This is a genomic window from Pseudomonas sp. IT-P2 (assembly GCF_949767575.1).
In the GTDB taxonomy this organism is placed as follows: Bacteria; Pseudomonadota; Gammaproteobacteria; order Pseudomonadales; family Pseudomonadaceae; genus Aquipseudomonas; species Aquipseudomonas pharyngis.
Genome location: NZ_CATKQA010000022.1, coordinates 626,197 through 639,373, shown reverse-complemented (window position 1 = coordinate 639,373; position 13,177 = coordinate 626,197). Strand labels below are relative to the sequence as shown.

Below are 13,177 nucleotides of genomic sequence, written 5' to 3'. Positions count from 1 at the left end.
GGATTGAATCATGAGCAACGTCGACCACGCCGAAATCGCCAAATTCGAAGCCCTGGCCCACCGCTGGTGGGACCGCGAAAGCGAGTTCAAACCGCTGCACGACATCAACCCGCTGCGGGTCAACTGGATTGACGAGCGTGTCAATCTGGCCGGCAAGAAGGTCCTCGACGTTGGTTGCGGCGGCGGCATTCTCAGCGAAGCCATGGCCCAGCGCGGCGCGACCGTGACCGGTATCGACATGGGCGAAGCGCCACTGGCGGTCGCGCAACTGCATCAGCTGGAATCCGGCGTGAACGTCGAGTACCGCCAGATCACCGCCGAAGCCCTGGCCGAAGAAATGCCCGAGCAGTTCGACGTCGTCACCTGCCTGGAAATGCTCGAGCACGTACCGGATCCGTCCTCGGTGATCCGCGCCTGCTTCCGCATGGTCAAGCCCGGCGGCCAGGTGTTCTTCTCCACCATCAACCGCAACCCGAAGGCCTACCTGTTCGCCATCATCGGTGCCGAATACATCATGAAGCTGCTGCCGCGCGGCACTCACGATTTCAAGAAATTCATTCGCCCGTCCGAGCTGGGCGCCTGGAGCCGCATGGCCGGCCTGACCGTCAAGGACATCATCGGTCTGACCTACAACCCGCTGACCAAGCACTACAAGCTGGCGGCGGACGTTGACGTCAACTACATGATCCAGACCCTGCGCGAGGAGTAAGCCGATGGCCATCAGAGCAGTCCTTTTCGACATGGACGGCACTCTGCTCGACACCGCGCCGGACTTCATCGCCATCTGCCAGGCGATGCGCGCGGATCGCGGTTTGCCGCCTATGAACGACAAACACATCCGCGATGAAATCTCCGGCGGCGCCAAGGCCATGGTCGCGGTGACGTTCTCGATGGATCCGGAGTCGCCGGGCTTCGAGGAGTTGCGCCTGGAGTTCCTCGAGCGCTATCTGGTGGGCTGCGCCGTGCACAGCAAGCTGTTCGACGGCATGGGCGAATTGCTGGCCGACATCGAGAAAGCCAATCTGGTCTGGGGCGTGGTCACCAACAAGCCGCTGCGCTTCGCCGAGCCGATCATGCAGCAACTGGGGCTGGCCGAGCGCTCCGCGCTGCTGATCTGCCCGGATCACGTGAAGAACAGCAAGCCGGATCCCGAGATGCTGACCCTGGCCTGCAAGATGCTTGATCTGGATCCGTCGACCGTCCTGTTCATCGGCGATGATTTGCGCGATATCGAATCCGGCCGTGACGCCGGCACCAAAACCGCTGCCGTGACCTATGGCTACATCCACCCGGACGACAACCCTCGGCACTGGGGCGCGGACGTGGTGGTGGATCATCCGCTGGAATTGCGCAAGGTGCTGGATAACGCACTCTGCAGCTGCTGAGACCTGACGCGGAGCGTCGTTGGCTGCATTCCCGCGCGGGCGGTTCGACGTTCGGCGCGGGAACGATCTGACTCTTGATGAGGTTTTTTATGTTTGATTACACCGCTCGCCCCGAATTGCTCAAGGATCGGGTCATTCTGGTCACCGGTGCCGGTCGTGGCATCGGTGCGGCGGCCGCCAGGACATACGCCGCCCACGGCGCGACCGTGCTGCTGCTGGGCAAGACCGAAGCCAATCTGACCCAGGTCTATGACGAGATCGAAGCAGCCGGGCATCCACAGCCCGCCGTGATCCCGTTCAACCTCGAAACCGCCCTGCCCCATCAATACGATCAGCTGGCGGCGATGATCGAGACCGAGTTCGGCCACCTCGACGGCCTGTTGCACAACGCTTCGATCATTGGGCCGCGCACGCCGATCGAGCAGTTGTCCGGTGAAAACTTCATGCGTGTCATGCAGGTCAACGTCAACGCGATGTTCATGCTGACCAGCACCCTGCTGCCGCTGCTGAAGCTTTCACAGGATGCTTCGGTGGTGTTCACCTCCAGCAGCGTCGGGCGCAAGGGCCGGGCTTACTGGGGCGCTTATGGCGTGTCGAAGTTTGCCACTGAAGGGTTGATGCAGACTCTGGCCGATGAAATCGACGGCGTGGCGCCGGTACGCTCAAACAGCATCAATCCGGGCGGCACCCGCACGAGCATGCGCGCACAGGCGTACCCCGGTGAGAACCCACTGAACAACCCGACACCGGAAGAAATCATGCCGGTCTATCTGTACCTGATGGGCCCGGACAGCACGGGTATCAATGGCCAGGCCTTCAACGCCCAGTAATGCCATACGTCGCAATTGTTGCCGTGACGGAATCCCGTCGCGGCAGGCAATTGCCGCCTTCAGTACCTCCAACTCTGTCAAACAACCACCACCTACTCCGCTCTAAAAAATCCAAACTATTGATTCTCAACGGTTTTCAAAAAATATGAACCGTATGGCATGACTTTCGCTCTACATCTCCTCAAAGCACGCCGTGTGAAGGCAGCCGGGCAGGGCCTGATGCGATAGCTGACTAATCGTCATCGGGCAGACTAAACTTACCCCAAATGTCCTACGGGACTGATGGATCAGTATGACGCGCAGCCCATAGCCGCTCTCACCCAGCCTGTAAGACAGACTTACTGCTTAGGGGCTCACGCCATATGAAATCACCCTCCCAGACCACTGCAATTGACTTCGACAGTGCCAAATTGCAACGCCTGGGCTTTGGTCAGCAGCCTCCCCTGCTGGCGCGACCTGTCAGCCTGGCGCAATTGCGCCAGCACATGAGCCTGCAACTGCAAACCAGCCTTGAGCCTCAACGCATCCTCGGTCTGTTTTTCCGCGAAGTTCAGCGCCTGGTGCCCCTGGACGCCCTGACCTACGTGCACGACGGCAGCGACCTGCGCCTGGAGTTCGGTGCTCGCGGGCACCATTCGGCCAGCTATAGCCTCAGCCACGAAGGCGAGCATATGGGTGAGTTGGTGTTCCGCCGCAACCAGCGCTTCAACGAACAGGAACTGGGTTATCTCGAATCACTGCTGTCGGCCCTGCTGTACCCGATGCGCAATGCATTGCTTTACCGCGCCGCCACTCAGAGCGCCCTGCGTGATCCGTTGACCGGAGCCGGTAACCGCATTGCGATGGAGCAGACGCTGCTGCGAGAAATCGAAATGTCGCGCCGGCACCTGCAACCACTGTCGGTGCTGATGCTGGATATCGACCACTTCAAACAGGTCAACGACCTTCATGGTCACAGCGCCGGCGATGACGTCCTCAAAGCCGTGGCCGCGTCAATCAAGGGCCAGTTGCGCAATGTCGACATGGTGTTCCGTTATGGCGGGGAAGAATTTCTGATCCTGCTGTCCAACACCGGTCGCGATGCGGCCGCCATGGTCGGCGAGCGCCTTCGTCAGGCGGCGCAGACCCAGGATTACTACGCCAATAATCAATTGATCGAACTGACCGTGAGCCTCGGCTGCTCGACCCTGTTGCCGGGCGAATCCGCCGACAGCCTGTTGCGTCGCGCCGACAGCGCGCTCTATGTCGCCAAGCGCGAAGGCCGCAATCGCCTGACCATGGCAGGCTAGATTTTCTGCGCCAACAAAAAACGGGAGCCAAGGCTCCCGTTTTTTATGGGTGTCGCCCAAATCAGCTCTCGACCAGCGCCCGACGCTCACGCCCGACCAACACCCGCTCCGACAGCTCAAGCTGCATGCAGCGCTCAAGGAACAGGTACATGTAGTCGTAACTCTTGCAGATGGCCTGTCGCAGTTCCGCCTGCAAGGCTTTGCTCGGGTTTAGCCCGGCGAGGGTGCAGATAATCTCCAGCGCTTCCCACGGGTGCGCGTCATCGTACTGGGCGTGCATTTTCAGCCACTTCATGGCCCGCTTGCGATCTTCTTCAGGGAAAGCGGCGGCATAGACACCCGTCGAACACACCAGCGCCGACCACTCCCCGGTTGCGCCTTCGATGGCGTAGTTGGTGGCCGCGATGGCCACGATCAGTGAATCCGCCGAACTGGTGTGCCAGCACCAGTGGCTCAGAGCATGCAACTCCGGTGGCACTTGTTGCGCTTGCAGGTCTTCCAGGCTCACCCCATGGGCCCGGCTCCAGTGCACCCAATAATCGGCGTGGTTGAGTTCGACGCGGATGTTGCGCATCAGCCAGCGCCGCGCCATGTCCTCGCCCGGGTGGCGGGCGAATTTGGTTTTGGTCAGGTTCTGCGCCATGTACAACGCGAATTGCTCAACGACGGGCCAGCCCCCGATCAGGTACTGGCGCATGGTTCTGGCGCTGAGCTTGTTATCACGCATGCGCAGATAAAGTTCATGTTCGACAACCCGGCGTTTGCTCTCGCTGCAATCCTGGATCAACTGTTGCGCCCAGGCGGGATAACTTGCAGCTTCCATGAGTGGTCCGGTTCGGTTGAATGTGTCGATCACTGTTCGGCTCCTTTTGATTTGTGATTGTAAGGATCGGCAAGAGACTTCAACGGAATGTGCCAGGCGCCTTGAACAACAACGGCTGCGGTCTGGCGGGCCGACTTTGCAAACTGTCACAGGTAAACAACTGCGGGCGTTCAATAACATAACCCTGAGCGTAATCCACGCCGATTTCAAGCAATGCCTGCTCGATCTGCGCTGTCTCGACAAACTCGGCAATTGTCTGCTTACCCATGACATGCCCGATGTGATTGATCACTTCGACCATAGCGCGGTTAATCGGGTCGTCCAGCATATCCTTTACGAAACTCCCGTCGATCTTCAGGAAGTCTACAGGCAAATGTTTCAGATAAGCGAATGAAGACATTCCGGCGCAAAAATCATCCAGGGAAAAGTAACAACCCAAGCCTTTGAGTTCATTGATAAATCTGATTGCACTACCCAGATTTGCAATGGCACTGGTTTCTGTAATTTCAAAACAAATCATTTCAGGCGGTACGCAGTAGTTATCAAACTGTTCCCGCAGAAAGTGCAAGAACGCGTCATCTCCGATAGTAATGCCTGAAAGATTAATCGCACACATTGCCAGAGGACCCTGACACTTATCGTTAATACATTGGGCAATAACCTTAAATACATTCTGCACAACCCAGCGATCCAGCGATGTCATCAATCCGTAACGCTCGGCCGCCGGTATGAAACTGTCCGGGAGAATCATCCGGCCCGCTTCATCATGCAGACGCAGCAGAATCTCGATGTGCCCGCGGGTACCACCGGCAACCGAGCCCAATGGCGCGATTTCCTGGGCGTAGAGACAAAAGCGGTTTTCTTCCAGGGCCATGTGCAGACGTTGAACCCAGGCCATCTCGCCGAAGCGCAGGGACAGTTCCGAGTCGTCGGCATGGTAGACCTGCACCCGATTGCGGCCCTTTTCCTTGGCCATGTAGCAGGCCATGTCGGCAGCCCTCAGCGAGGCTTCGAGGGTGGTCGGCGTCTGCGCCACATGCACCAGGCCAATGCTCACCGTGGTCAGGAACGGCCGCCCCTTCCAGACGAAATGCAGGTTCTGTACGGTCTGGCGCAAACTCTCCGCGATCTTCTCGGCGGCCTCCGGGGCACAGTTCTCCAGCAGGATGCCGAACTCGTCCCCCCCCAGCCGCGCCAGGGTGTCGCCCTCGCGCAAGCCGGATTGCAGCAACGCGCAGATATGCCGCAGCAATTCATCGCCGGCCGCATGCCCGCAGGTGTCGTTGACCAGTTTGAACTGATCGAGATCAAGGAACATCAGCGCATGCCGCCCGGCCTGTCGCGTCAGGTTATGCAGGGCCTGTTCGAGGCGGTATTCGAACTCGCGACGGTTGGCCAGCCCGGTCAGTGCATCGTGGGTGGCCTGCCACGACAGATTGGCGATGTATTGCCGCTCCTGGGTCATGTCATGCAGCACCAGCACGGTGCCGCTGACCTTGTCGGAATTGCGGATCGGAGCCCCGACCAGAGTCACCGACACGGTACTGCCATCGAGCCGCTGGATCAGCTTGGAGTGTTCACTGCCACCGCTGAGCTGACCGCTGAGAATATGCTCGATCAGGGTCAGTCCCTCGGTCTGGGCGTTGTCGTCCAGCAGATTGAACAGTGCCGCGAGGGGCAGCCCGGCCGCCTGTTCGGCTTTCCAGTGGGTCAGGGCTTCGGCGGCGGGGTTCATGTATTCGATGGCCCCGCTCACGTCGGTGGTGATCACCCCGTCGCCAATCGAGTGCAACGTGACGTGCGCACGGTCCTTTTCCAGTTGCAGCGCTTCGGCAAAGGCATGCCGTTGCTTGAGCAACTTGCGGGTGCGCAGCAGCGCCAGCACGATCAGGCCCAGCGCGGTGGCGAGGTTGGTGAACAGCAGCAGGCGCAGGATCATTCGCGAGCCTTCACCCAGGGCATCGCTGAACGCCTTGGCGGCCGGAGTCACCCCGTCATTAATGGCAAAAATCCGGTCCTTCCAGCGGCGGATATCGGCCTCGGTGGCGGCATTGGCGGTGATGCGCTGATGCATCTCCTGCGCCACGCCATCGAGCTCCACCAGATAGGCATCGCCCAGCGTCCAGCGGTCGATGGCGGTTTCGAGATAACTGAAGTGACGGAAATTCAGGTACAGCCAGATCAGGCTGGAAACGTCGTCGGGATGGTTGCCGCCCTTGAGAATGCCTTCGCGTGCCGCCTGCAGGTCGGGCGGTTGCTTGTCCAGTGCCAGACGCAATTGATGACCGCCCTGAGGCACGGCAATGGCGTTCTGGTACTTGAGGTAGATCGCCTCGTCGCGACTGTCGGCGTACAGGTTAAGGTAATAGATCGCGTCTTTCTGGCCCTTGGACCAGAGACTTTCGCCCGCGACATAGCCGCGAACGGCTGACAGGACGTAAAGGCTCACGCCCCCCAGCAAGGCTTGAAACAACACGACGGCAATGAATGGCCAGACGATGCCCAACAACCGTGGCGTTCCGAGAGTCCGCTTTTGCTTCATGGGATTCCTTGCATGAGCACTGCCTGGTCGTCCTTCTCTTTGCGAGCATCCCCCCAAGACTAGGAGGCGTTCGGGGTTCCGGCAAGCGACGGATCCGCCTCAGTTCAGGACAAACGCAGAATAGACTTATGCATGGCCATGGTCACTGGTGAGAACGATTCACCAGGTACTTCAGACCTTCGTTACAGGCGCTCATACCGAGCTTCAATTACACGCAAAACTACCCGGGCAGAGCTGCGCACCCAGGCGCAGCATCAGCACTTCGTTATTGCTCGACAGGCAGGCACACGCCAATGCCAGCACACCCAAAAAAGCGTAATGCGAACGATATGTCAAAGACTCAAGGTGTTGCAGGGCTGACCTACAACCGCTGCAAATGCCCATACAGCTTGGCGTACAACCCACCATCGGCAATCAGTTGCTGATGGTCGCCATCCTCGGCCACTTGCCCGCCGTCGAACACCAGCACCCGGTCCGCCTGCTTTACCGCTGACAGGCGGTGGGCAATGATCAGCGTGGTGCGGCCATGGAGGAAGCGCGCCATGGCCTGGTGCAGGTTGTATTCGGTGGCGGCGTCGAGGGCTGACGTCGCCTCGTCGAGGATCACCACTTTGGGCTCGGCGAGGATCATCCGGGCGATGGCCAGACGTTGCCGTTGGCCGCCGGACAGACGCACGCCGGAGCGGCCGACGATGCTGTCCAGGCCGTCCGGCAAGGCGCGGATGGTGGGTTCGAGCTGGGCGATTTCCAGTGCCTGCCAGCAGGCTTCGTCACTGCGGGTACGGCCCATGGTCAGGTTGGCGCGCACGGTGTCGTTGAACAGCGCCGGATGTTGCAACACCACAGCGACGTTTTCCCGAACCGTTTCCAGGCCGATTTCCTGCTGGCTCGAGCCGCCGAAACGGATCGTCCCCGCCAGTGGCGTGTACAGGCCCAGCAGCAATTGCACGAGGGTACTTTTGCCGCCGCCACTGGCACCGACAATCGCTACTTTCTCACCGGGGGCGATGGACAGGTTCAATTGATCCAGCACCAGTTCGTCGCCATAACCGAAGCTCAGACCCTGCACCTGAATCCCGACGGTATCGCGACCCTTGAACGGATCGACGCCGCCGGGGTATTGCGGCTCGTCGGCGCGGGCCAGCAGTTCGTTGATCCGCGACAGCGCTCCGCCGGCGGCGTAGTAGGCGTATTGCAGGTTCAGCAGCTGTTCGACCGGGCCGATCATGAACCACAGATAGCTGAACACCGCGAGCATCTGCCCGATCGACAGGTCGGAGAACAACACCGTCAACATGGCCGCCGCGCGAAAGATATCGATGCCGAACTGAAACAACAGGCCGCTGGCGCGGTTCGAAGCGTCGGTCTTCCACTGCGAGTTGACCGCGTAGTTGCGCACTTCCTGAGCCCGCAGGCCAAGGCGCCCCAGGAAGAAGCCCTGACGGTTGCCGGCACGCACTTCCTGGATCGCATCGAGGGTTTCGCTCAGCGCCTGAGTGAAGCGCGAGGTGCTGTCGTTCTCCAGTTTCTTCAGATGCTTGACCCGTTTGCCCAACTGCACCGTGGCGTAGATCACCAGCGGGTTGAACAGCAGGATCAGCAGCGCCAGTTTCCAGTGCATCCACATCAGGATGCTGGCGGTGCCGACCAGCGTCAGCATCGCCACCAGAAAACGGCTGAGGGTTTCGCCGACAAATTTGTCGAGGGTGTCCAGGTCGGTGACCAGGTGCGTGGTGACCGTGCCGCTGCCCAGGCTTTCGTATTCACCCAGCGAGATCCGTTTCAGACGCTCGATCAACCGCACGCGAATCCGATACACGATGTCCTTGGCCAGCCGCGCAAACAACCGCGCCTGCAACACGCCAAAACACAGGGCGCTGCAGCGCAGGGTCAGCGTCACCACCAGCATCAGACCGATGTAACCCGCCGCTTGCTGCCACATTGAGGGCAGCACGTGGTTCATGACTTTCAGCGCAGCATCGCCATGGCCGAGCAGGACTTCGTCCACCAGCAACGGCAACAGCAACGGAATCGGCACGCTGCACAGCGTCGCCAGTACGGCCACGCCGTTGGCGATCCACAGGGATTTTTTGTGATGAAGTGCCAGTCGCCGGACTTCAGCCCAGCTCAGCCGGTCGACACGCTTGACGGCTGGCGTGTCATCGGCCGGGTCAGACACAGGCCGCGCGCTCCAGCCATCGACCGAGCAGCGGCGACAGTTCACTGAGCGGCTGGTAGCCGTTGGTCAGCAACGCCAGTTGGCCGTTGCGTTCGGCGAGCAGGGTCGGGAATCCGGCGATGCCCAGATCCTGAACCCAAGTGAAATCGGCCTGGGTCGCCTTGTGCTGATCGGCATGATCAAACAGGGCAGCAAATTCGATACGCGGGACGCCGGCCTTCTCGGCCAGCTCCACCAGAACGCTGGCCTGAGTGACATCACGACCTTCGGCGTAAAACGCGTGCTGGATCAACCCGACCAGTTTCCACGCGCAATCCGGCGCCAGGCTGCGCGCGGTGACGATGGCCCGGCAGGCAGGTTCGGTGTCGTAGACAAAACCGTCCGGCAACGCGCCTTCCAGCTTGAACGGCTGGCCGGTGGCCTCGGTGACCGCCTGCCAGTGTTCGAGAATGTAGCGCCGGGTGGTCGGTTCCAGCGCCGCTCCACTGCCGGTGCGCAATCCGCCGACCACCAGGTGCAGTTCCACCCCGGCTGCCTGCGCCTGCTCCACCAATGCCTTGGCCACCGGGGCAAATCCCCAGCACCACGAACACATCGGATCCATCACATAGAGCAGGCGTGCAGACATGATTAAGCCTCGGTGGATGCTTGCTTATAGTTGTAGCCGATCGGGTGCGGCATGTTGCGCGCTTTTGCCAGTTCGATCTGCTTCTGGCGGTCGATGGCGCTGCGGCGGGTCTTCTCGCTCAGGGTGTCCCAGCAATGCGGGCAGCTGATGCCGGCCACGTAATGCTCGGAGGCGCGATCTTCAACGCTGACCGGGGTACGGCAGGCATGACATTGATCGTAGTCGCCTTCACTCAGGTCATGACGCACGGTCACGCGGTTGTCGAAGACGAAGCAGTCGCCCTGCCATTTGGTTTCTTCCTGCGGTACTTCTTCGAGGTACTTCAGGATGCCGCCCTTGAGGTGATAGACCTCTTCGAAGCCTTCGCCGAGCATGTAGCTCGAGGCCTTCTCGCAGCGAATGCCGCCGGTGCAGAACATCGCGACCTTCTTGTGCACGGCCGGATCGAAGTGTTCTTTGATGTAGTCGGGGAATTCGCGAAAACTGGTGGTTTTCGGATCGATGGCGCCTTCGAAGGTGCCGATCGACACTTCGTAATCGTTGCGGGTGTCGATCAGCAGCACTTCCGGATCGCTGATCAGTGCGTTCCAGTCCTTGGGCTCGACGTAGGTGCCGACCTTCTTGTTCGGGTCGACGCCTTCGACGCCCAGGGTCACGATCTCTTTCTTGAGCTTGACCTTGGTGCGGTAGAACGGCTGCTCATCGCAGTACGATTCCTTGTGATCGATATCGACCATGCGCGGATCGTTGCGCAACCAGGCCAGCAGGCCGTCGATGCCTTCACGGCTGCCGGAAACCGTGCCGTTGATGCCTTCTTCGGCGATCAGCAGGGTGCCTTTGATGCCGTTGTCGACCATCGCTTGCAGCAGGGGCTCGCGCAGGTTGACGTAATCTTCGAGGGTGACGAACTTGTACAGTGCCGCCACGACAATCGGTTGTGTCATGGGTATTTCTCCAGGTGGCTACCCTCGTAAAGGGTGAACCGGATGCGAAAAAAAACGCGCCGGGTGAGCGGCGCGTTGCGGATTCTAGCAAAAAACCTCAGTTCATTGCTGCAAGGCTCAATGCTTGCTGCCGCCGGCACAGGTCGGCGACGCCGGAGCGACGCCTGTCTCTGCCCATTCCTGCGGGGTGTAGGTGTGCAGCGCCAACGCATGGAACTCGCCCATCAGCTCGCCGAGCGTGCCGTAGACTTTCTGGTGGCGCTTGACCCGGTTCAGGCCTTCGAACTGCGCACTGACCACCACTGCCTTGAAGTGGGTCTGCAACCCGCGACTGTGCATGTGGCTTTCGTCCAGCACTTGCAGATGCTCAGGCTGAAGCAGCGCCAGCGTCGATTCGATGCGTTGTTGCATGGTCATCACGAACTCCGCTTACTTCTTCTTGGCCGGAGCCGCGCCTTTAGGAGCCAGCTCGTTGGTCATGTCGTCCAGCAGCTTGTTGACCACCGGTACGGCGCTTTCCAGTTTGGCCTGGGTCATTTGGGCCGATTGCTGGGTCAGCTGCGGCATTTTTTCCAGGACTTTCTTGCCCAGTGGCGACTGGTAGAACGCGACCAGATCCTTCAATTCCTGTTCGCTGAAGTTGCTGGTGTAGAGCTTGACCATGTCCGGCTTCAGCTTGTTCCAGCCGATGGCCTGGTCCAGAGCGGCATTGGCCTTGGCCTGATAGGTATCCAGAACGGCTTTCTTGGATTCCGGCGCCTTGGTCTGTTCAAAACGCTGGGCGAACATCTGCTGAACCTGCATGTACACCGGAGTGCCCAGCTTGTCAGCGTGCGCCAGGGTCAGGAAAGCTTCGGCACTGGCGTTGTGGCTGGCGGTATCGGCAAGCACCTGGCCGCTGGCGCAAACCAGGGCAACCGCGGTGCAGATGGCACGAAGACGAGTCATCGAGTTTCCTTTTCAGCTAGGCGAGGTAAAACCCCAAGGGCGACCATTCTGCGCCTGAATAACGCTGCGGCTCAACCCCCGGCCCTTGCCGCGCTTGATTGGCGGGGATTTGCCGGTCAACAATCGACCGGATGGAACCACCCGGGCCGACACCGGCCTAAACTGCGCAAACAGACCAACAGGAGTGTGCACGATGAGCCGTATCGAAACCGACACCCTGGGCCAGATCGAGGTCCCGGACGACGCTTACTGGGGCGCTCAGACGCAACGCTCGCTGATCAACTTCGCCATCGGTCAGGAACGCATGCCATTGCCGGTACTGCACGCCCTGGCCCTGATCAAGAAAGCCGCGGCCCGGGTCAACGACCGCAACGGCGACCTGCCTGCCGACATCGCCCGCCTGATCGAACAGGCCGCCGACGAAGTGCTCGACGGCCAGCACGACGACCAGTTCCCGCTGGTGGTCTGGCAGACCGGCAGCGGTACGCAAAGCAATATGAACGCCAACGAAGTGATCGCCGGCCGCGCCAACGAACTGGCCGGCAACCCGCGCGGCGGCAAGACGCCGGTGCACCCCAACGATCACGTCAACCGCTCGCAGAGCTCCAACGATTGCTTCCCCACGGCCATGAGCATCGCCACCGCGCAAGCGGTACAGACGCAACTACTGCCAGCCATCGCCGAGCTGTCGGGCGGTCTGGCCGAGCTGTCAGCGCGGCACATGAAACTGGTGAAGACCGGCCGCACCCACATGATGGACGCCACGCCGATCACCTTCGGCCAGGAAATCTCCGGATTCATAGCGCAGCTGGATTACGCCGAACGGGCGATTCGCGCGGCGTTGCCGGCGGTCTGCGAACTGGCGCAGGGCGGCACTGCCGTCGGCACCGGGCTCAACTCGCCCCACGGCTTCGGCGAAGCGATTGCCGCTGAACTGGCGGCGTTGTCGGGTCTGCCGTTCGTCACCGCACCGAACAAATTCGCTGCCCTCGCCGGCCATGAGCCGTTGACTACCCTCTCCGGCGCCCTGAAAACCCTCGCCGTGGCGCTGATGAAAATCGCCAACGACCTGCGCCTGCTGGGTTCCGGCCCACGAGCCGGTTTTGCCGAAGTGCGCCTGCCGGCCAACGAACCGGGCAGCTCGATCATGCCCGGCAAGGTCAACCCGACCCAGTGCGAGGCGTTGTCGATGCTGGCCTGCCAGGTGCTGGGCAACGACGTGGCGATCGGTTTCGCCGCCAGTCAGGGGCACTTGCAGTTGAACGTGTTCAAACCGGTGATCATTCATAACCTGCTGCAATCGATCCGCCTGCTGGCCGATGGTTGCAGCAACTTCCAGCAGCATTGCATCGCCGGGCTGGAACCGGATGCCGAAGTCATGGCGAAGCATCTGGAACGCGGCCTGATGCTGGTGACGGCGCTGAACCCGCACATCGGCTACGACAAGTCGGCGGAAATCGCCAAGAAGGCCTACAGCGAAGGCAAGACCCTGCGCGAAGCGGCGCTGGAGCTGGGCTATCTGACCGATGAGGAGTTCGATGCCTGGGTGCGGCCGGAAAACATGATCGAGGCCGGGGCCAAGGGCTGAGTCATGCCGATCCTTCCCGTG

12 protein-coding genes are annotated in these 13,177 nt (G+C 60.6%); 5 read left to right on the top strand and 7 right to left on the bottom strand.

The window, feature by feature from the left end:
* Nucleotides 1-10 precede the first annotated feature (10 nt).
* From ubiG to ACM6JM_RS15600, 4 genes are all read left to right on the top strand, one after another.
* Entirely contained in the window at nt 11-709 is a 699-nt protein-coding gene (ubiG, locus tag ACM6JM_RS15615) for a bifunctional 2-polyprenyl-6-hydroxyphenol methylase/3-demethylubiquinol 3-O-methyltransferase UbiG (protein ID WP_039770564.1), read from the top strand.
* Nucleotides 710-713: 4 nt separating this feature from the next.
* Nucleotides 714-1,385 (top strand): N-acetylmuramic acid 6-phosphate phosphatase MupP, encoded by a 672-nt coding sequence (gene mupP / locus ACM6JM_RS15610; protein WP_074688036.1) that lies wholly within the window; start codon nt 714-716, stop codon nt 1,383-1,385.
* 89 nt (nt 1,386-1,474) lie between these two features.
* A complete protein-coding gene (locus ACM6JM_RS15605; RefSeq protein ID WP_085668124.1) occupies nt 1,475-2,215 on the top strand; it encodes a YciK family oxidoreductase in 741 nt (246 codons plus the stop codon).
* 362 nt (nt 2,216-2,577) lie between these two features.
* A complete protein-coding gene (locus ACM6JM_RS15600; RefSeq protein ID WP_074688038.1) occupies nt 2,578-3,504 on the top strand; it encodes a GGDEF domain-containing protein in 927 nt (308 codons plus the stop codon).
* Between the two features lie 61 nt (nt 3,505-3,565).
* On the opposite strand, the gene ACM6JM_RS15595 is transcribed toward ACM6JM_RS15600, so the two are convergent.
* The 7 genes from ACM6JM_RS15595 to ACM6JM_RS15565 form a co-directional block, all read right to left on the bottom strand.
* Entirely contained in the window at nt 3,566-4,360 is a 795-nt protein-coding gene (locus ACM6JM_RS15595; protein WP_039770573.1) for a TenA family transcriptional regulator, read from the bottom strand.
* 46 nt (nt 4,361-4,406) lie between these two features.
* A complete protein-coding gene (locus tag ACM6JM_RS15590; protein ID WP_414882157.1) occupies nt 4,407-6,869 on the bottom strand; it encodes an EAL domain-containing protein in 2,463 nt (820 codons plus the stop codon).
* 361 nt (nt 6,870-7,230) lie between these two features.
* A complete protein-coding gene (locus tag ACM6JM_RS15585; RefSeq protein ID WP_108562942.1) occupies nt 7,231-9,048 on the bottom strand; it encodes an ABC transporter ATP-binding protein in 1,818 nt (605 codons plus the stop codon).
* Nucleotides 9,041-9,643 (bottom strand): DsbA family protein, encoded by a 603-nt coding sequence (locus tag ACM6JM_RS15580; protein WP_170844877.1) that lies wholly within the window; start codon nt 9,641-9,643, stop codon nt 9,041-9,043. The genes ACM6JM_RS15585 and ACM6JM_RS15580 overlap by 8 nt, the downstream gene beginning before the upstream one ends.
* A gap of 35 nt (nt 9,644-9,678) precedes the next feature.
* Nucleotides 9,679-10,620 carry a rhodanese-related sulfurtransferase gene (locus ACM6JM_RS15575; RefSeq protein ID WP_011335384.1) on the bottom strand — a complete coding sequence of 314 codons (942 nt, stop codon included), beginning with the start codon at nt 10,618-10,620 and terminating at the stop codon, nt 9,679-9,681.
* Nucleotides 10,621-10,737: 117 nt separating this feature from the next.
* Entirely contained in the window at nt 10,738-11,037 is a 300-nt protein-coding gene (locus ACM6JM_RS15570; RefSeq protein WP_007950896.1) for a BolA family protein, read from the bottom strand.
* A 12-nt stretch (nt 11,038-11,049) separates the two neighbouring features.
* Nucleotides 11,050-11,568, bottom strand: coding sequence for a DUF2059 domain-containing protein (locus tag ACM6JM_RS15565; protein ID WP_085668122.1), 519 nt, complete (start codon nt 11,566-11,568; stop codon nt 11,050-11,052).
* Between the two features lie 193 nt (nt 11,569-11,761).
* Between ACM6JM_RS15565 and ACM6JM_RS15560 the strand changes: the two genes are divergently transcribed.
* Nucleotides 11,762-13,156, top strand: a complete 1,395-nt coding sequence (locus ACM6JM_RS15560; RefSeq protein ID WP_414882156.1) for a class II fumarate hydratase — start codon at nt 11,762-11,764, stop codon at nt 13,154-13,156.
* Nucleotides 13,157-13,177: the final 21 nt, after the last annotated feature.

What these genes read in the sequence shown, in the direction of transcription:
- ubiG (WP_039770564.1), top strand. Translation starts at nt 11, where the DNA reads ATGAGCAACGTCGACCACGCCGAAATCGCCAAATTCGAAGCCCTGGCC.
- mupP (WP_074688036.1), top strand. Translation starts at nt 714, where the DNA reads ATGGCCATCAGAGCAGTCCTTTTCGACATGGACGGCACTCTGCTCGAC.
- ACM6JM_RS15605 (WP_085668124.1), top strand. Translation starts at nt 1,475, where the DNA reads ATGTTTGATTACACCGCTCGCCCCGAATTGCTCAAGGATCGGGTCATT.
- ACM6JM_RS15600 (WP_074688038.1), top strand. Translation starts at nt 2,578, where the DNA reads ATGAAATCACCCTCCCAGACCACTGCAATTGACTTCGACAGTGCCAAA.
- ACM6JM_RS15590 (WP_414882157.1), bottom strand. Translation starts at nt 6,869, where the DNA reads ATGAAGCAAAAGCGGACTCTCGGAACGCCACGGTTGTTGGGCATCGTC.
- ACM6JM_RS15580 (WP_170844877.1), bottom strand. Translation starts at nt 9,643, where the DNA reads ATGTGTTCGTGGTGCTGGGGATTTGCCCCGGTGGCCAAGGCATTGGTG.
- ACM6JM_RS15575 (WP_011335384.1), bottom strand. Translation starts at nt 10,620, where the DNA reads ATGACACAACCGATTGTCGTGGCGGCACTGTACAAGTTCGTCACCCTC.
- ACM6JM_RS15570 (WP_007950896.1), bottom strand. Translation starts at nt 11,037, where the DNA reads ATGACCATGCAACAACGCATCGAATCGACGCTGGCGCTGCTTCAGCCT.
- ACM6JM_RS15565 (WP_085668122.1), bottom strand. Translation starts at nt 11,568, where the DNA reads ATGACTCGTCTTCGTGCCATCTGCACCGCGGTTGCCCTGGTTTGCGCC.
- ACM6JM_RS15560 (WP_414882156.1), top strand. Translation starts at nt 11,762, where the DNA reads ATGAGCCGTATCGAAACCGACACCCTGGGCCAGATCGAGGTCCCGGAC.